At 59.8% G+C, this 17007-nt stretch carries 13 protein-coding genes and 1 tRNA gene; 7 read left to right on the forward strand and 7 right to left on the reverse strand.

All coding sequences use genetic code 11. The features are described from left to right. Window positions 1-326: 326 nt before the first annotated feature. Entirely contained in the window at window positions 327-2294 is a 1968-nt protein-coding gene (locus AB5Y90_RS08720) for a TonB-dependent copper receptor (RefSeq protein ID WP_307896163.1), read from the reverse strand. Here AB5Y90_RS08720 and AB5Y90_RS08725 point away from each other — a divergent pair. Further along, window positions 2283-2543 (forward strand): hypothetical protein, encoded by a 261-nt coding sequence (locus AB5Y90_RS08725; protein ID WP_141108901.1) that lies wholly within the window; start codon window positions 2283-2285, stop codon window positions 2541-2543. The two genes, AB5Y90_RS08720 and AB5Y90_RS08725, sit on opposite strands and share 12 nt — an antisense overlap. On the opposite strand, the gene AB5Y90_RS08730 is transcribed toward AB5Y90_RS08725, so the two are convergent. After that, the gene (locus AB5Y90_RS08730) at window positions 2540-2797 is read right to left on the reverse strand and encodes a DUF2442 domain-containing protein (RefSeq protein ID WP_005335997.1); all 258 of its coding nucleotides are present in this window, start codon (window positions 2795-2797) and stop codon (window positions 2540-2542) included. The two genes, AB5Y90_RS08725 and AB5Y90_RS08730, sit on opposite strands and share 4 nt — an antisense overlap. A gap of 259 nt (window positions 2798-3056) precedes the next feature. On the opposite strand from AB5Y90_RS08730, the gene AB5Y90_RS08735 reads away from it, so the two are divergent. Then, window positions 3057-5021 carry an LTA synthase family protein gene (locus tag AB5Y90_RS08735; protein WP_307896159.1) on the forward strand — a complete coding sequence of 655 codons (1965 nt, stop codon included), beginning with the start codon at window positions 3057-3059 and terminating at the stop codon, window positions 5019-5021. Between the two features lie 91 nt (window positions 5022-5112). Here AB5Y90_RS08735 and AB5Y90_RS08740 read toward each other — a convergent pair whose 3' ends face one another. Next, a complete protein-coding gene (locus tag AB5Y90_RS08740; RefSeq protein WP_005336001.1) occupies window positions 5113-5583 on the reverse strand; it encodes an Lrp/AsnC family transcriptional regulator in 471 nt (156 codons plus the stop codon). A gap of 143 nt (window positions 5584-5726) precedes the next feature. On the opposite strand from AB5Y90_RS08740, the gene AB5Y90_RS08745 reads away from it, so the two are divergent. Further along, window positions 5727-6245 (forward strand): cyclin-dependent kinase inhibitor 3 family protein, encoded by a 519-nt coding sequence (locus tag AB5Y90_RS08745; protein ID WP_307896158.1) that lies wholly within the window; start codon window positions 5727-5729, stop codon window positions 6243-6245. Here the strand turns inward: AB5Y90_RS08745 and metA are convergent, their stop codons facing one another. Further along, the gene (gene metA / locus AB5Y90_RS08750; protein WP_151285838.1) at window positions 6246-7193 is read right to left on the reverse strand and encodes a homoserine O-succinyltransferase; all 948 of its coding nucleotides are present in this window, start codon (window positions 7191-7193) and stop codon (window positions 6246-6248) included. It lies immediately after the preceding gene. A gap of 144 nt (window positions 7194-7337) precedes the next feature. On the opposite strand from metA, the gene AB5Y90_RS08755 reads away from it, so the two are divergent. From AB5Y90_RS08755 to yidA, 4 genes are all read left to right on the forward strand, one after another. Beyond that, the gene (locus AB5Y90_RS08755; RefSeq protein WP_005336014.1) at window positions 7338-8576 is read left to right on the forward strand and encodes a DUF3391 domain-containing protein; all 1239 of its coding nucleotides are present in this window, start codon (window positions 7338-7340) and stop codon (window positions 8574-8576) included. A gap of 53 nt (window positions 8577-8629) precedes the next feature. Further along, window positions 8630-9778 carry a CinA family nicotinamide mononucleotide deamidase-related protein gene (locus tag AB5Y90_RS08760; protein ID WP_307896157.1) on the forward strand — a complete coding sequence of 383 codons (1149 nt, stop codon included), beginning with the start codon at window positions 8630-8632 and terminating at the stop codon, window positions 9776-9778. 250 nt (window positions 9779-10028) lie between these two features. Beyond that, on the forward strand, window positions 10029-11696 hold the full coding sequence (locus AB5Y90_RS08765) for a FapA family protein (protein ID WP_368166814.1): 1668 nt from the start codon (window positions 10029-10031) through the stop codon (window positions 11694-11696). Window positions 11697-11810: 114 nt separating this feature from the next. Beyond that, window positions 11811-12620, forward strand: coding sequence for a sugar-phosphatase (gene yidA, locus AB5Y90_RS08770; RefSeq protein ID WP_307896153.1), 810 nt, complete (start codon window positions 11811-11813; stop codon window positions 12618-12620). Between the two features lie 109 nt (window positions 12621-12729). Here the strand turns inward: yidA and AB5Y90_RS08775 are convergent, their stop codons facing one another. From AB5Y90_RS08775 to AB5Y90_RS08785, 3 genes are all read right to left on the reverse strand, one after another. After that, the gene (locus AB5Y90_RS08775) at window positions 12730-15813 is read right to left on the reverse strand and encodes a transglycosylase domain-containing protein (protein WP_307896152.1); all 3084 of its coding nucleotides are present in this window, start codon (window positions 15811-15813) and stop codon (window positions 12730-12732) included. 208 nt (window positions 15814-16021) lie between these two features. Continuing rightward, window positions 16022-16339: a PTS system regulator TmaR gene (tmaR, locus tag AB5Y90_RS08780; RefSeq protein ID WP_005336024.1), complete on the reverse strand. Its 318-nt coding sequence runs from the start codon at window positions 16337-16339 to the stop codon at window positions 16022-16024. Between the two features lie 411 nt (window positions 16340-16750). Next, window positions 16751-16827: transfer RNA gene (locus AB5Y90_RS08785), tRNA-Asp, on the reverse strand. Window positions 16828-17007 lie beyond the last annotated feature (180 nt).

Below are 17007 nucleotides of genomic sequence, written 5' to 3' on the forward strand. Positions count from 1 at the left end.
CAGAGAAACAAGCTAAAAAGAGCCGGCTGGAATGACGACTATCGGGCTCAGTTATTCTTTGGTTAAAATATCAACAAAGTGTGCTCCCGCCCTGGGTGACCGGCGGATTGACGACGGGGGGAGAACTCTCCCCACCTGAACTACCGCTGCCGCCGCAAGCCGCAAGTAACAGGGCAGCCCCGAGCAGGCCGCCATAGCGTAACGTTCCCTGTTTCATTGTTATGTTCCCGCTGTGAGAGCAGGCGTCTGATACGCCTGTTTTTCACCATGATAGCGATGCTCACACAGCGGTGTCTGTGACTGAAAACGTTATCTGACTCAACTGGTTAGAGCACCCCTGCCGAGGCAAAACGGTAGTTGAGCGAGAGCCAGTAGGAACGGCCCGGCTCGGGGATGCGGCCGCTCTGCTCATAGCCCAACCCCGCCTGACTGGCGTGCACCGACTTGGAGAGGTGCTCGTAGTAGAAGGTGTCGAACAGGTTGTCCACCCCGGCCGAAAGCTGCCACCCTTTGGCAAACTGCCAGGCGCCGCTCAGGTTCATGGTGAAGAAGCCCGGAGTCTCCCCCTGATCCTGACCCGCCACGGTGCCGGAACCGATGTCCACCCGATCCTGCGCCGCCACCGCGCGCCCCAGCAGGGTAAAGCTCAGCGCCTCATTTGGCTGCCAGCCCAGCGCCAGCTTGCCATCAAGCGGCGGCATCTGGGCCAGCGGTTTGTTGTCGCTCTGGTTTTCGCCGTAGACCACCGCCAGACCACCATCGAGACGCCACTGCTCGGCAAACTGCCAGCGCCCCTCCAGCTCGCCACCCCGGGTCTGGGCATCGATATTGCGCACCTTGTTCGACTTGCTGTTGTAGAGCAGGTAGTCCTTGATATCGGCGCTAAAGAGGGAGAGGGTCAGGTCCAGCTCGCGACTGCGCAGGGCCAACCCAGCATCCCACTGGCGACTGCGCTCCGGGGTGAGGGTGAACGGGGTGCTGTCCTTGCTGCGCTCCCAGTAGTCCGGCGCACGCTCTGCCTGCCCCCAGGCCAGATAGCTGGACCAGCGTGGCGACCACTGATATTCGTAGCGGCCAAACCCGCTGTTAAGACTCAGGGTATCGCTGTAGAGGGTCTGTTCACCGGCGCCATAGCGGGTGGTCTCTACCCTATCCTGACTGTAACCGCCCTTGTAGCTGTGAGCCCCCTGCTGACGACCCAGTTCGGCGAAGCCGCCCTGCTGCTCGAAACGCAGGGTGCGCTGGCGCTCCTTGGTGGCATAGTCGCCCCCACTCCGACTGCGGTGCTGATCCCGGTTGCTGTCGAGCCCGGCGGTCAGCAGCCAGTCTGCTGGCAGGGCGATGTCGTTGGCCCAGCGACCGCCGGTGTTGCGGCGATCCGGGTTGGAGAGCATCTTCATGCCGCTGTTTTGCCGCAGGCTGAAGTTGTCCATGATGTGGTCGATGTAGTTGTCCCACAGGGTCAGCTCGCTGCGCTGCCAGCGAGTGGTGATCTGCTCCTGCTTGAGCTTCAGCCCGAAGGATTCGCGATCAAACATGGGGCCATCCATGGTGCGGTCCGCATAGGCGGCGCGGGCATTGCTGCGCTCGGCGGTCAGTTCCAGCCAGGTGTGCTCCCCCGGCGTCCAGCCCAGCTGGGCGGTGCCGTTCTCACGGCGATAGAAGGATCGCACCTTGTCACCGTGGCCATCGCGGTAATCATCGCTGTCGGAGTGGGTGAACTGACCGCGCAGATAACCATCGGTCGAGCCTGCCGTCATGTCGACCATCTGATCATCGCGGCCGAAGCTGCCAAAGAGGGCCGAGGCATCGGCCTTGAGACCCGGTGCGGTGAACTCGGGTCTGTCCCGTTCGAACAGCACGGTTCCCGCCAGCGTGGCCCCCTGCTCCAGGGATTGTGGCCCCTTCAGCACCCGGATCCGGTCAAAGGATTGGGGGAACACGTAGGCCGTGGGCGGGTCCATCCGGCCGCCACAACCACCGGCCAGCATGCCGCCATCCATCTGCACGTTGAGACGGGACATCCCCATCCCCCGCAGCACAGGGTCGCCACCGAGCCCCCCTTTGCGCACCATGCTCATGCCGGTGACATTCTTCAGATAACCGGCGCCGTCGGCAGCGGGCATGGGGGAACCGGGCTTCTTGGGATCCAGCGTCACTTCAAGTGTGCTGGCGGGGCGGGTTGCCACCACCACCATGGGATCCAGCTGTTGCACCGATTCCTGACCGGCAGCGCCGTGACAGGCGAGCCCACCAACCAGCAAGGCAAGGGGTGTGCGCATATGACAAGCCATACATTTTCCTTATGTATTTGTTTGTTTTGTTATTTTCATTCAACCGACCAAACCTTTCAGCAAGGGAAAGGTTTGCCATCAGGCCGCAAAAAAGGCCTGCGGCGCGAAAGCGGCAAGCCTCTGTCAGGTGAAGCGAAGGCAAGTTGGCAAAATGTTGCGCAGGTTTTACCCAAGTTGGCTCAGAAAGGCAAACGGGCAAACATTCCAGTAACGGGAATCTGGCGTTGGCTCACAAAAAATGGGGATTAGCTGAAGGCTTCCCGCTCATCGATGGGAGAGATGAGGTGATAGACCTCATGGGCTGACAAGGTACATCCGACGGGCCACTCCAGCTGGTGGTGACGGTTGATGAAAACCCGGGCGCAGTGACGCTCGCTCTCAAGCTTTGCAAACAGCGGCTGGGTTCGCCAGGGGGTCAGATCCAGCACACCCGTGGTGCCATCCGATAACACCAGAAACAGGCGCCATCCCCGCACATACTCGACATCGATAAAGACCGGCATCCCTTCGGCTCCGATTGAGATAATTCGCGGCAATTATAAACACCAACTCCCCATCCATACACGCTGTGGCTCACATTTTACCCAGCAGATTATTCTTTGCTCATTAGTGGCGCGACATCACATTTTTAGATGACAAATGTGTTAATGCCGACTTTTAACAAACTTGAATGCAACCTTAACCAATTCGATCTGTCATAACCTCACAACAACTAAAAAAACGTCTGTGGACAGACGTTTAGAGTCTCATTCAGGAACAAACATGACAAATCTAAAACAGCGACTCGGCCCGTTCTGGCCCTTCGCCGTCTTCTGCGCGCTCGCGCTTTTTTCTCTCTCTTTCAGCCGAATCGCCCTCGGTCTCTGGCAACTGGAACGGGTGGATGCCGTGGCCGGTTGGCAGGAGATGCTGCTGCAAGGGATCCGGGTCGACTTTGCGACCCTCTGCTGGGTCTGGGGTGTCCCCGCCATGCTCACTCTGCTGCTGGCAGGCCCCCATGCCATCGGCCGGGGCTGGCTGCAACTGATGCGCGTCTGGCTGACCGTCGGACTCTGGCTGATGCTGTTCCTCGAGATCTCCACCCCCTCGTTTGTCACCGAGTATGGCGTGCGTCCCAACCGTCTCTATGTGGAGTACCTCATCTATCCGAAAGAGGTGTTCGCCATGCTGTGGGCGGGCCGCAAAGCCGAGCTGCTGCTGGCGTTACTCTTCAGTGGCGCCGCGCTGACCGGCGGTTGGTGGCTGAGCGGCCGTCTGGTACGTGGTCTCAGCTTCCCCCGCTGGTATCTGCGTCCGGCCTTCGCCCTGCTCATTCTGGCCATAGGTTTTCTCGGTGCCCGCTCCAGTCTCGGCCACCGCGCCCTGAACCCGGCCATGGTCGCCTTTGCCGAGGATCCGCTGGTCAACTCACTCACCGTCAACTCCGCCTACTCCCTCTTCTTTGCCATCAAACAGATGGGCGCCGAGGAGGATGCCGGCCAGTTTTACGGTGAGATGACCCCTCAGAAGGTGCTCGAGGTCATGCGCAAGGAGAGTGGCCGTCCGGCCAGTGATTTCAACTCCGATCTGCTGCCCAGCCAGACCTTCAACCAGGCGAGCTTTCAGGGTAAACCGAAGAATCTGGTGATCCTGCTGCAGGAGAGTCTGGGCGCCCAGTTTGTCGGCTCCCTCGGCGGCCTGCCGCTTACCCCCAATATCGACGGGCTCTCCCGTGAAGGGTGGGCCTTCGAGCAGCTCTACGCCACCGGCACCCGCTCGGTGCGCGGTATCGAGGCAGTACTGACCGGCTTCACGCCGACCCCGGCACAGGCGGTGGTCAAACTCGGCAAGAGCCAGACCAACTTCTTTACCATCGCGGATCTGCTCAAACAGCGGGGTTACGACACCAACTTTATTTATGGCGGCGAGAGCCACTTCGACAACATGCGTAGCTTCTTCCTCGGCAACGGCTTTACCACCATCGTCGAACAAAAGGATTTCGACAATCCGGTGTTCAAGGGCTCCTGGGGCGCCTCCGATGAGGATCTGATGGCCAAGGCCGACGAGACCTTCAAAGCGCTGCACAAAGAGGGCAAACCCTTCTTCAGTCTGGTGTTCAGCTCCAGCAATCACGATCCGTTTGAATTCCCGGACAACCGCATCGAACTCTTCGAGCAACCCAAACAGACCCGCAACAACGCGGCCAAGTATGCGGATTACGCCATCGGCGAGTTCTTCAAGAGGGCGAAACAGTCCGAATACTGGAAAGACACCCTGTTCCTGGTCATCGCCGATCACGACAGCCGGGTCGGTGGCGCCAGTCTGGTGCCCATCCCCCGCTTCCATATTCCGGGGGTTATCGTGGGCAACGGTATTGCACCGAGAAAGGATCCGCGCATCGTCAGCCAGATCGACATGGCGCCGACCCTGCTCTCCCTGATGGGGATCAGTGCCGACTACCCCATGCTCGGCAAGGATCTGACCCGTATGCCCGCCGACTGGCCGGGGCGCGCCATCATGCAGTACGACAAGAACTTTGCCCTGATGCGCGGCAAGGATGTGGTGATCCTGCAACCGGAACGGGCGGCAGAGGGCTATGTCTACGACAATGCCAGCGAGAAGCTGACTCTGGCGGCGCAGCCGGACGCCTTGAAGGAGGATGCCCTCGGTCTTGCCCTGTGGGGCAGCATGGCCTATCAGAAGAGCCTCTATCAGACGGCCAAGGATGAACGCACCGCAGCCAATTGAGCCGCTCGTGCTGCTTCAACCCATAGCAGAATAGAAAAAACCGCCAGCTGGCGGTTTTTTCTATCTATTCATACTGTCGGCCCACTGGCCGTTATGGCTGGGGAAAGCAGGGCAGGGAGCGGCTGAACTTGTGCTCGAATACCAGCGAGGTTTCGAGGTGCACCACCTCTTCGCGGGAGGTGAAGTGATCAAAGACGAAGTTGCGCAGGTGCTCGGTATCGGAGACACAGAGGTGCACCAGAAAATCATCCTTGCCCCCCATGTGGAACAGACTGATCACTTCGGGCAGCGCCAGAATGGCATCGCGGAAAGCATCGATGATCTGACGGCTGTGACGGGCCAGCTGCAGGGAGACCATGGCCTGAATGTGACCACCGAGGGCCTGATAATCCACTTCGCAGTGCGCCCCCTTGAGCACGCCATCCTGCTGCAGCTTGCGCACCCGCTCCAGACAGGTGGAGGGGGCAACGCCCACCAGCGCGGCCAGATCCTTGTTGGTCATGCCCGCATCCCGAAACAGATGGGCCAGGATATCCAAATCCAGTTGATCCAGGTTTCTCATCTTAACTCCTTGAACCGCTCAATTTTTTAGACTCTGCCCGTAAACCGGGGCAAACACAACGGCCATTGACATCCCCCCTGCCCCGCCTATCCTTGGCGCCATTCACCGGTCGCAGCCCTGCGGCCACCACGCGAGGATCCGCCATGCACCCGTATCACCCCTTCTGGAGCCTTGAGGTTCCCCGTGTCGACGGTCAGCTGCTGCTGACCCCCTGCCCCGGCACCCAGCAGGTGCCGCTGACCCTGGCGCTCGATCAACTGCGGTTGGCCGGTGCCCACGGGGTGGTGACCCTGATGACAAGCGCCGAGTTGATCCGACTCGAACTGGCGCAGCTCGGCCAGCAGGTCGAGCACGAAGGGATGCGCTGGTTCCATCTGCCCATCGAGGATGATCTGGCCCCCGACACCGACTTCGAGGCTGCTTGGCAACAGGCGCTGCCGCAGCTGCGCGAGCTGCTGGGCGATGGCAAACATCTGGTCATCCACTGCAAAGGGGGCAGCGGTCGTACCGGTCTGGTCGCCGCCGCGCTGCTGATGACCCTCGGCCAGCCACAGCAAGAGGCGATGGCCGCCATCAAGGCCCACAGACCCAAGGCGTTTACCCTGGCCTGCCACCGCCAGTGGCTCGACCTGCTGGCCGAGCGGCTGGCGCAGGGCGACTGACTACTTGCCTCCCTGGTCGTAGGTAAAGACCTTGCCGATATCTTCCACCCGATAGCTGGTGAGCTGATAAACGTAGTAGTTGAGCCAGTTGGCAAACAGCAGATGACCGTGGCTGCGCCAGCTGGCACGCGGCGTCCGGCTCGGATCGTTATTCGGGTAGTAGTTGACCGGAATGGCCGGGTCGAGCCCCGCCGCCAGATCCCGCTGATACTCCCCGTCCAGCGTCAGGGCATCGTACTCCGGGTGCCCAGTGACAAACACCTGACGACAATCCTTGGTCGCCGCCAGATAGACTCCCGCCTCTGCTGACTCCGCGAAAATCTGCAAGTCGGTATGGGCACGGATCAGATCGCCATCAAACGCCGCGTAACGGGAGTGCGGGGCGACGAACTCATCATCGAAACCCCGCAGCAGTGGCTCGTGCTCATCGAGGCGATGGTGGCGATAAACCCCGGAGAGCTTCTCGCCGTGAGTCTGCTTCTCCATGCCATACAAGGCTTTCAGCGCTGCCTGCACCGCCCAGCAGAGGAACAGGGTGGAGGTGACATGCTGATGGGACCACTCGATGATCTCTACGATGCGCGGCCAGTAGACCACCTCCTCGAACTCCACCAGCCCGAGCGGCGCCCCTGTGATGATCATGCCGTCGTAGTTGTTGCCACGCACCTGCTCGAAGTCGTGATAGAAGTTCTCCAGATGCGCCTGCGGCGTGTTCTTTGACTCCCTGTCATCGATGCGCAGCAGATCCACATCCACCTGCAGCGGCGAGTTGGAGAGCATCCGCATCAGCTGGATCTCGGTCTCAATCTTCTTTGGCATCAGGTTGAGGATGAGCACCCGCAGCGGGCGGATGTTCTGGGTGACGGCCCGGGATTCCGTCATCACGAAGATGTTCTCCTGCCCCAGCACTTCGGCGGCGGGTAACTGATCCGGGATCTTGATCGGCATGCTTACTCCCTGTACTGCATCAGTAAATATGTCTGGACATCCAGAAGCCTATAATAAAGCTCCTGCCCTGTCATCAGATACCTTTTGTATTCACCCCCGCCTTTGACTAGCATACGGCTCAGTGTGTCTCCTGCTTCCAAGATAATGACCGGTATCAAGATTTCCGTAGATCGACTGCAAGTCGGCAACTATGTATCCCTGCCACTGGGGTGGCGCGAACACCCGTTCCTGTTTTCCAGCTTCAAGATCAAAAGTGAAGAAGAGATCGAGCTGATCCGCCGTCTCGGCCTGAAACTGGTCACCATCATTCCCGACAAGAGCGACGTTCCGCCCAAGCCCCTCAATCAGGTACAGCCTCAGCAACAAGAGAGCGCAGACGCCGCCCAGCGCCAGGCCCAGATGCAGCAGGAGAAGGATCGCCGCATCGAGCAGTTGCAACTCTATCGCCGCAATCTGCAGCAGTGCGAGAAACAGTTCCAGCAGTCGCTGGCGCAGGTGCGCAGCGTGATGAGCAAGATCCAGTCCCGCCCCCTCAATGCCATCGGCGAGGCGCAGGAGCTGGTCAACGCCATGACCGAGCAACTGCTCTCGGTGGACGAGATGGTGCTCCATCTGGTCTCCGACAGCGAGGATGGCAACAACCTCTACTTCCACTCCCTCAACGTCAGCGTGCTCAGCATGCTGCTGGCCAAGGAGTGCTGCATGACGGCCGACGAGATCCGTCAAGTCGGCATGGGAGCGCTGTTCCACGATATCGGCAAGCTGAAGATCCCGAGCCAGATCCTGCGCAAGACCGAGCCGCTGACCAAGCCGGAGCAGAACCTGATGGCCCAGCACCCGCGCTACGGGCTGGATCTGCTCAATCTGGCCAAGGATTTCCCGGCCGAGGCGAAGGGGATCGTGCTCCATCACCATGAATATCTCGATGGCAGCGGGCCGGAAGGGCTCAAGGGTGGCCAGCTCGATCCGCTGACCCAGATGGTGTCGCTGATCAACGAGTACGATAACCTCTGCCACATGCAGGCCAAGGTGCCCTACTCGGCCCTGAGCGGCCTCTACAAGCAGCGCAAGGCGCAGTTCAATCCGGAGTACCTCAGCATGCTGATCCGGTTGATGGGGATCTACCCCCCCGGCAGCGTGGTGCAACTCTCCAACGGTCAGGTGGGGCTGGTGATGTCGGTCAACGCTTCCCGCCTGCTCTACCCCTCGGTGCTGGTCTACGATCCGCGCATTCCCCGTCAGGAAGCGGCCATCATCGACCTGCAGCAAGCCGAACTGTCGATCGCCAAGGTGATCCACCCCAAACGGCTGCCACCCGCCGTGTTCGAGTACCTCAATCCGCGTACCCGGATCAGCTACTACTTCGAGCACAACAAAGCCTGATTGTGTTGGCCCGAGGCCAACCATTGCCACCCGTTTAATCCAAGGAGCCTGCCATGCGTATCGAGATCATCAGTACCGGAGACGAAATAGTGACGGGTCTGGTGGTGGATACCAACGCGGCCTGGCTCAGCGCTCTGCTGCTGGAGCAGGGCTGGCAGGTGCGCCGTCGCCTGACGGTGGGGGACAACCTCGCCGACCTGAAAACGGTGCTGCAAGAGAGTGCCAGCCGCGCCGAGGTGGTGCTGGTGTGTGGCGGGCTCGGGCCCACTGCCGACGACCTCACTGCTCAGGCGGCAGCTGAAGCCTTTGAACAGCCGCTCACCCTTTTCCCCGACTGGCTTGCTACCATCACAGCCCGCTACGCCAGCCGTGGTCGCCCCATGGCACAAAGCAATGCCAAACAGGCCTGGTTGCCGCAGGGGAGCGAAATCCTCGACAACCCGGTCGGCACCGCCTGCGGCTTTGTGGTGCGAAGTGGCCAGAGCCAGCTCTTCTTCACCCCGGGCGTGCCGTTCGAATTCAAGCAGATGGTACGCGAGCAAATTCTGCCGCGCCTCAAACAGCTGGCCGGGGCGCAGATCGATACCGAGCTGCGTCGCTTTTACACCTTCGGCATCTCGGAATCAGCCCTCAGCGATATGCTGGATGCCGAACCCTGGCCAGCCAGCATCGAGCTGGGTTACCGCTCCTCCATGCCCCTTATCGAGCTGAAGCTGATCGGCCACGGCGCCAGTGCCGCTGACATGGAGAGTGCAGAGCGCCGACTGCTGGATACGATCCGCCCCTGGCTGGTTGGCAGCGGAGATACGGAACCGGCGCAGCAGATCCTGGCGCTGCTGCAAGACAAACCGCTGACTCTGCTGGAGGGGGAGAGTGGAGGTGCGCTGCTGGCGCTTTGTCACGGCCATCCCAGGCTGGAGGCCAACTTCAGCGCGCAACTGGCCGATGAGCTGGCGCAACTGCCGACCACCGATGCGGGCCTGCAACTGACCATAGGGCGAGAGGGGCCGGAGGGAGTGCCACTGCAGCTCAGCGCCGATGGCAAGCACATCGGTCAGACGGTCAAGGTCAGCCACCCCGACCCGGAGAGCCGCCGCAAGATCCTCGCCTTTGCCGCCCTCGACATGCTGCGCCGCCATATGCTGGGTGAGCCGGTACTCGGCGATTACCTCACCCTGGCCAGAACAGCCCAGCGCAGCTGATAACTACCGCCCCTGCCAGCGACCCTACGTCGCTGGCGCTGCGATCTGTCTTTTCACACCATTGCCAAACAGCACCCATATTTATCCGGCCGCCATCACCGATTTGACTTCAATTCATTGACCATTCAGAGGAAATATCTGAATACTGCCCACTCTCAGGGTTGGCGACTCGCTTTATTAATCATTGAGAGATTAAATGACAGTAGAGGAGCGAGCCGATCGTTCCGTTCTCATCCAGCAAGGAGATGCGGTGTTAAGCAAAGAGTGGTTGCTGCTATCAAGCGATATGGAACTGGTCTGCCTGCGGATTGCCGCCGGTCTCACCAAACCTGTCACGGAACAGGATGTGCAGGCTCTGCTGCTCGCTTCCAACTGTCGCCGCTATCAGCCGCTGCCCGAGGGGATCAAACAGGCCATCAGCCTGCTCAATACCCTGCTCACCAACCCTGCCGCCCCCGTCCCTGCCAACCCCATCCCCATCGGCAAGCGTCAGGATGCCCGACTCGCCGTAATAGTGGAGAAGGATCGCATGAGCGCCATCGCCCAGATCACTGCCGACTGGGGTGGCAAGTATGTGACGCTGGAACAGCTGAAAGAGGCGATCGCCATCAGCGAAATCAAACAGGGGGTGAGTGAGCAACTGCTCACCGCTGGCATCCAGTCAGCCAAGGAGGCCGCCCCCGGCAGTCAGCTCAAGCTGGTGATTGCCAACGGCCAGCCAGCCGTCAATGGTCAGGACACTCGCTATGAGCGGTTGGTGGAGACCCCGGCCGAACGGATCCTCAAACCGCAGGAGCTGGGGCATGGCAAGGTCGACCTGCGGGATCTCGGCTCCATCGTCACCGTCAAGGCAGGAGCTCCGCTGATGCGCCGTCATCCGGCCACCGTCGGGGTACCCGGTTTTACCGTGACCGGTCAGGACCTACCCGCCAAGGATGGCAAAGACAGTCCGATGAGTGCTGGCGAGGGCACCTTTATCTCCCCCGACGATCCCGACCTGCTGATTGCCGGTCGGGCTGGCCTGCCCTGTCAGGAGAAAGCAGGCATGAAGGTGGACGAGGTGCTCAGCGTAAAACAGGTGGATGCCCGCCACGGCCATATTGATTTTGAAGGGGGCTTAATCGTCAGCGGCGACGTCAACCCTGGCATGAAGATCCGGGTCAGCGGTGACATCGTGATTGGCGGCTTTATCGAAGGGGGCTGGATCGAGGCGGGGGGCAGCATTACGGTACGCCACGGCATCATTGGCCGCCGCAACGAGCAAGGGGAGTACCTTTGCCAGCTCAATGCGCAAGGGGAGATCCACGCCAGTTACGCCCAGTATGCCCAGCTGGAAGCGGGGGGGGATATCCAGATCCAGAGCCAGCTCAGCCACTGCTACTCCCGCAGCGGACAAGACATCAAGGTGGGCGATAGCAACATGCGCAAAGGCACTCTGCTGGGGGGCACCAGCATTGCCAATCGCCTGATCATGGCCCCCAGCCTGGGGGCCGAGGCCGCCAACCATACTCGGCTGCAGATCCTTGGCGGCTACTTCACCCACAAGGAGCAGGAACACCAGCTCAAGCTACGCCAGCAGGCGTGTCAGGCCCAGCTGGAGAAAATCAAGGAGCTGGTCATGAAGTTGCTGCAACTACCCGGCGACAAGCGCAATCCGGATACCCTGCGCAAGCTCAAACCGATCCGGGACCATCAGCTGGCCGAACTGGCCCAGCTCGATGAGCAGCTCACCGCCAACCAGGAGGAGCTGCGAAACTTGATGGCTCAGATGGAGGTCATTGCCACCCAGCACCTCTACTCCGGCATCGAGGTCGAGATGGCCAGCTTCAAACGCAAGGTTACCATCACCCGAGGCCCTACCCGCCTGACCATCCATGATGAAACCCTGGAGATGACCCCTTACGAGGGACACAAATAGCTCAACCGGCACGGCCCCATCGCTGAACCGGTCGTGATCCCGCCGCCGATTTTCGCTACACTCGCCACTTCCTTGGCCCCACCGGGCGGGCCACCCAGACTCAGGTAGTGAGAGATGTACAAGCTGATCGCATTGGATATGGATGGCACCCTGCTCAACCCGCAGGGCCAGATTACTCCCCGCACCCACGCCGCCATCAGTGCCGCGCGCGCCAAAGGGGTAACCGTTGTGCTGGCCTCCGGCCGCCCGCTGGAAGGGATGAGCCGCTATCTGGAAGAGCTCGGCCTCACCACAGAGCATGACTACGTCATCTGCTACAACGGCGCCCTGGTGCAACAGGTGGCCGATCAGCGCATCATCCGCAGCCAGCTGCTGACCGGCAGTGACGCCAGCGCCGTCGCCAGACTGGCTGACGAGCTGGAAGTGAACGTCCATGGTTTCTCGGTCACCCAGGGCCTCATCAGTCCCCGTGTCAGCACCTACACCGAGCACGAATCCCGCCTGATCGGCATGCCGATCAATCTGATCGACTTCGCCACCCTGCCTGCCGACGAACAGATCATGAAGGTGATGATGATCGACGAGCCGCCCCAGCTTTCCCGCGCCATCGAGCGACTGCCTGCAGAGCTCTATGAGCGCTATACCGTGGTACAGAGCGCCCCCTTCTTCCTCGAGTTCATGAACAAGCAGAGCAACAAGGGAACAGGCGTGGCCGCACTGGCCGAGCACTTAGGCCTGACCGCCGATCAGGTGATCTGCGTCGGGGATGCGGGCAACGATCGCCACATGATCGAGTACGCGGGTCTCGGGGTTGCGATGGGCAATGCCACCGACGAGATCAAGGCTCTCGCCCAGCACACCACTGCCCGCAACGATGAAGATGGCGTGGCTCAGGTGATCGAGCAGTTCGTACTGAATGCCTGATCGCAATCGAGCGCAGCGGCGCCCGATAAGGAAATAAAAACGGGGAGGCTGTCAGCCTCCCCGTTTTTTCTGGTCAGTTATCTGCGTGATGAGCGGTAATTCGTGCGCATCACTGGTTCGCCAGACACTGGGTATGGGAGCCCGGTTGCAGGTAAGGCGTCAGCAGGGGAGCCATCCCCTTGAGCACCTGCACCGGCAGTGCCGAGGTGAAGCGGAACTTGTCAGACTGGCTACCCGGTACATAGGCGGTCAGGGTACCGAAGTGATCCTCACCCAGATAGAAGACGAAGGTTGCGGTGCGGTTGCGCGCCAGTGAGCTGGTCACGTTGCCATAACGGCCCACGGTTTCAATCCGGTTATCCCCGGTTCCGGTCTTGCCCCCCATCTGCAGCACAGTGCCATCCGGCAGGGTAAAGGCACCGGCGATACGTCTTGCCGTGCCCCCTTCAACCACCTTGGAGAGCGCACTGCGCAGGGCTGCCGCCACCTCTGCTGGCATCACCCGGGTACCCTCGGTGTGCTGCGGCTCAAACTCGGTCTCGAAGGGCGTCCCCTTGGCGAACGAGAGGTGCTCGATACGCAAAGTTGGCGAGCGGACACCTCCATTCTGGATAATCCCCATCAGCTCGGCCAGTGCAGCCGGACGATCGCCGGAGCTGCCCAAGGCGGTCGCCAGCGAAGGCACCAGATGGTCGAACGGGTAACCGAGCTTGGCCCAGCGCTGATGGATATCGAGGAAGGCTTCAACCTCCAGCATGGTGCGGATCCGGCTGTCACGGGCACTGCGATGACGGGTCTTGAACAGCCAGCTGTAGACCTCTTGCCGCTCGTCACGACTGGCCGCCACCGCGTCGGCAAAGGTGGCCTTGTCGAACTCCTTGAGATAGGCCAGCAGCCACAGCTCCAGCGGGTGAACCCGGGCAATGTAGCCCTGATCCGGCAGTGAATACTTGCCCGGACCATAGCTGACGTAGAGCTGATTAACCCGCTTGGCACTCAGCTTCTCTCTCGGCAACCGCTCCGCCAGGAAGGCAGCAAATGCGGCTTCGCTGGCTTCCGGCATCAGGTAGCGGTGAACCGCCGCCAGACGTACCGCACTCGGCTTGAGACCGTCGAGGAAGGTATCGAGTTGCTCCTCGGGAGTCTTGCCGCGATATTTGCGCCAGAAGCGCAGCAGATAGGTCTGGCCCTCTTTGTCGGCAAATTTGGCCAGATACTCCTGACGACGGGGATCCTTGTCATCCTTGAGCAGCTGGGCACGGTTGCCCTCCTTGTAGAGGCTGTAGCGCACGATATCGCGCATCAGCCGCACAAAGGGCAAGTTAATCGACTCACGTAGAGAGTCACGCAACGTCGGAATGCGATTGTTATCCTCGCGGCGGAAGTTGTTGAAGGTGTGCATGCCACCACCGGTAAAGAACCCTTCGTTGGGGCTGGCGGAGTATTTGCGATCCAGCGCCGCTTCCAGCATCACAGGCAGGCTCTTGTCCTGAGCCGTCATCAGATAGGAGATGGCCCAGCGGCTGAGGTTGTCCTGAGAGACGGCAGCCAATTTACGCAGATTCTCAACCGGCATCCCGGCATAGTTGTCGTGCAGCTCGGCCACGATCTCCAGATAGGTAGTCAGCACCCGAAGCTTGGCGGTTGAGCCCAACTCCAGCTTGGAGCCTTCGTTAATATCGAACGGCTGATCAGTGTTGTCGGTCTGCACCCGCACCTTGAACCCTTCCGGCGACTTCTCGAACAGGGTGAAGCTGTAGCGCACATCGCCGGTCTTCTCCGGCGAGAGCAGGCGCTCACCAAACAGTCCCACCTGAGCAGCAAACGTCGGGTCGGCCAGCTGTTGCAGATAACGGGAGATTTCGTTCTGCAACGGCATGTTGAGGCTGGTATCGGCGGTCAGATCCATCCGGTCGAGGTCATAGAGCTGCACCCCGAGCTGACGGCTCAGGCGAGTACGGGCAACCTGCAACCCCTTGTTGTTGTTCACCCGGGTGATAGCCGGGGACTGCAGGAAATCACGAAACGTAATCTTGGCCTTGAGCGCCGCCTCCATCAGTGGTGGCGTGATCATCCCCTCCTGCACAAATAGGCGCAGGTAGCTGTCGGTCAGGGTAGCCAGCGCCTCTCGCCCTTGAGCCAGATAGTAAGAGGGACGGCGGTGCGCAATCATCAAAGAGACAACCTGACGCAGGGCGAGCCCCTGTTCGGCCAGCGGCGCATTCTGATTGCGGGCGGGATCCAGCAGACGGTTCACGTCATCGACATTGGCACCAAACCAGACCCAGAGACCATCTCCCAGACCATGCACTTCACCATATCCCGGCGCAGCCGAGAGCGGTACCGAGTTGAGGTAGGCCCAAGCGACCAGTTTGCGCGCTTCGAGGGTTTCCGGCCCGAGACGATAGGCACGCACGCTGGCAGAGGCCATCTGACGGATCTTCTCGGTCGGCGACAGGGTCAGGCCATCCGGCGAGTGGCGATACTTCTCCACCTGGGTCGCCAGGGTACTGCCACCGGCAGATTGATCCTGCATATCGAGCGCCTTGCCCACTTGAGAGAGCGCGGCCTTGGCAAAACGGGGCCAGTCGACCGCCGGGTTGGCCAACGGCTCTTCGTTGCTCAGCAAGTCGCGGTTCTCGATAAACAGCAGCGACTGGATGACGAGCGGCGGAATGGAATCAAAATCCGGATAGTGATGGGTCGGATACTTGAATTTATAGAAGGGCTCGGCGCGGCAATCGTGCAACGTCAGGCCAGCCTGCACCTTCTCGGTATAGGGCACGAAGAAGCCACGACTGGCGTAGTCATAGAGCGCGTCGGAGAAATGCACCTGCTTGCTGACTTCATAACCCCGCTGCAGCAGGCGCTCCTGCATCATCGGCAGTTGCACATAGCCGAGCCGCTTGTCGAACGGGCCATCCTCAGGGAAGGCGATCTGCTTGCTCTGGCCAGGCTCGACCTGATAGGTGAGCTTGGCGGCATAGCGGGAGATCTCCTGAGATTGCAGCTTCGAGGTTTTCATCTCATAGCCAACCAGAGCGATCACCGCCCCCAGGCACAATAAAAAGAGAAAACAGAACAGCCAACGCCACCAGGGACGGCGCTTGCGCTTTGGGTTCCCGTCCGAGGTCTGGACAGATGAATCTTGAGATGCCACTTGTGTCAAATCCGTCTGTTCTGATGCGCCCATATCAGCCCCACCATGGTTGCGCAATTTATTGTGTTTCACTCAAGCTTAGTCTTTTCAAGTCAATGGCTTGAAACTATTGACCGCTTTGTGGTGATGGTAACAGGGCAATTCTAAAAAGGGGAGCCGATTGTTGCAGGAGTGGCAGAGATCCGAGCTGATAACAAAACACCGGCCAGTGGCCGGTGTCTCTTAAGCGAAAGCTGAACGCTTATTTGTGAGAGCTCATGCCCTTCAGCTTGGTGCTCAGCTCTTTACGCTCTTTGGAGAGCTCGGCGTTCTTGATGATGTGGTCATCCACGCGCTCTTCATAGTCGGCACGCATGTTGGCGATGATCGCCTGTACATCATCAATGCTCATGCCCGGCTTGATGTAGTCGCTCAGGTTGTCGAGCAGCAGCACGCGCTTCTGGTTGTCACGGATCTTCTTCTCGTTATCCGCAATTTCACGCTTGAGTTTGTTCTGGCGACGGGACATACGCACATATTCCAGTACATCGCTGAAGGTGGACTTGTTTACTTGTTCCATATCGATACCACTGACTTAAGGTTGATAAAAACTGGCCAAGTTACACCTGGAACCCGGCAAACTCGGCACGGGACAGGCAAACTCAAGATGCCCTTACTCTACCGAGTTATAAGCGAGATACAACCCTAATCGCGCACCATGAACAGAGTTTGGCCAAAAGTAAACCAGTTAAAATGGCCAGCAATCCATCAGATAAGATCTTGATATAGATAGAAAATGGAGGAGATGACAGGGTTTTAGTTCTCTTCCTCTAGATAAATGCTAACACTGGCTGTTTAACACGCTAAAAACACCAAAGCCCGGTCATTAAGCCGGGCTTTGATACTCGTTCTGGTGTGAAAATCTTGGGGCGCAGGGCAAAACCTGCCCATAGCAAAAAGGCCTTCCCAATCGGGAAGGCCTTCAAATTAGTGGCGGAGCGGACGGGACTCGAACCCGCGACCCCCGGCGTGACAGGCCGGTATTCTAACCGACTGAACTACCGCTCCGCATTCGGTTAGCTTGCGCTAAATTGTTTGCCGCGTCAGTGAGGTGTCATCCTCGCAGCCAGTGACGTGATTCTTCACATCACCGTTAAATTGGGTGCCTGGCAGTGTCCTACTCTCGCATGGCGAATGCCACACTACCATCGGCGCTACCGCGTTTCACTTCTGAGTTCGGCATGGGAT

This window comes from Aeromonas sp. R4-1, from assembly GCF_040908325.1.
GTDB classification, from domain to species: domain Bacteria; phylum Pseudomonadota; class Gammaproteobacteria; order Enterobacterales; family Aeromonadaceae; genus Aeromonas; species Aeromonas veronii.

Excerpts from the sequence above, each read along its gene's own strand:
- AB5Y90_RS08775 (WP_307896152.1), bottom strand. The coding sequence starts at position 15,813 with ATGGGCGCATCAGAACAGACGGATTTGACACAAGTGGCATCTCAAGAT.
- metA (WP_151285838.1), bottom strand. The coding sequence starts at position 7,193 with ATGCCGATCAAGATCCCGGATCAGTTACCCGCCGCCGAAGTGCTGGGG.
- tmaR (WP_005336024.1), bottom strand. The coding sequence starts at position 16,339 with ATGGAACAAGTAAACAAGTCCACCTTCAGCGATGTACTGGAATATGTG.
- AB5Y90_RS08760 (WP_307896157.1), top strand. The coding sequence starts at position 8,630 with ATGCGTATCGAGATCATCAGTACCGGAGACGAAATAGTGACGGGTCTG.
- AB5Y90_RS08745 (WP_307896158.1), top strand. The coding sequence starts at position 5,727 with ATGCACCCGTATCACCCCTTCTGGAGCCTTGAGGTTCCCCGTGTCGAC.
- yidA (WP_307896153.1), top strand. The coding sequence starts at position 11,811 with ATGTACAAGCTGATCGCATTGGATATGGATGGCACCCTGCTCAACCCG.
- AB5Y90_RS08720 (WP_307896163.1), bottom strand. The coding sequence starts at position 2,294 with ATGGCTTGTCATATGCGCACACCCCTTGCCTTGCTGGTTGGTGGGCTC.
- AB5Y90_RS08740 (WP_005336001.1), bottom strand. The coding sequence starts at position 5,583 with ATGAGAAACCTGGATCAACTGGATTTGGATATCCTGGCCCATCTGTTT.
- AB5Y90_RS08725 (WP_141108901.1), top strand. The coding sequence starts at position 2,283 with ATGACAAGCCATACATTTTCCTTATGTATTTGTTTGTTTTGTTATTTT.
- AB5Y90_RS08755 (WP_005336014.1), top strand. The coding sequence starts at position 7,338 with ATGACCGGTATCAAGATTTCCGTAGATCGACTGCAAGTCGGCAACTAT.
- AB5Y90_RS08730 (WP_005335997.1), bottom strand. The coding sequence starts at position 2,797 with ATGCCGGTCTTTATCGATGTCGAGTATGTGCGGGGATGGCGCCTGTTT.
- AB5Y90_RS08735 (WP_307896159.1), top strand. The coding sequence starts at position 3,057 with ATGACAAATCTAAAACAGCGACTCGGCCCGTTCTGGCCCTTCGCCGTC.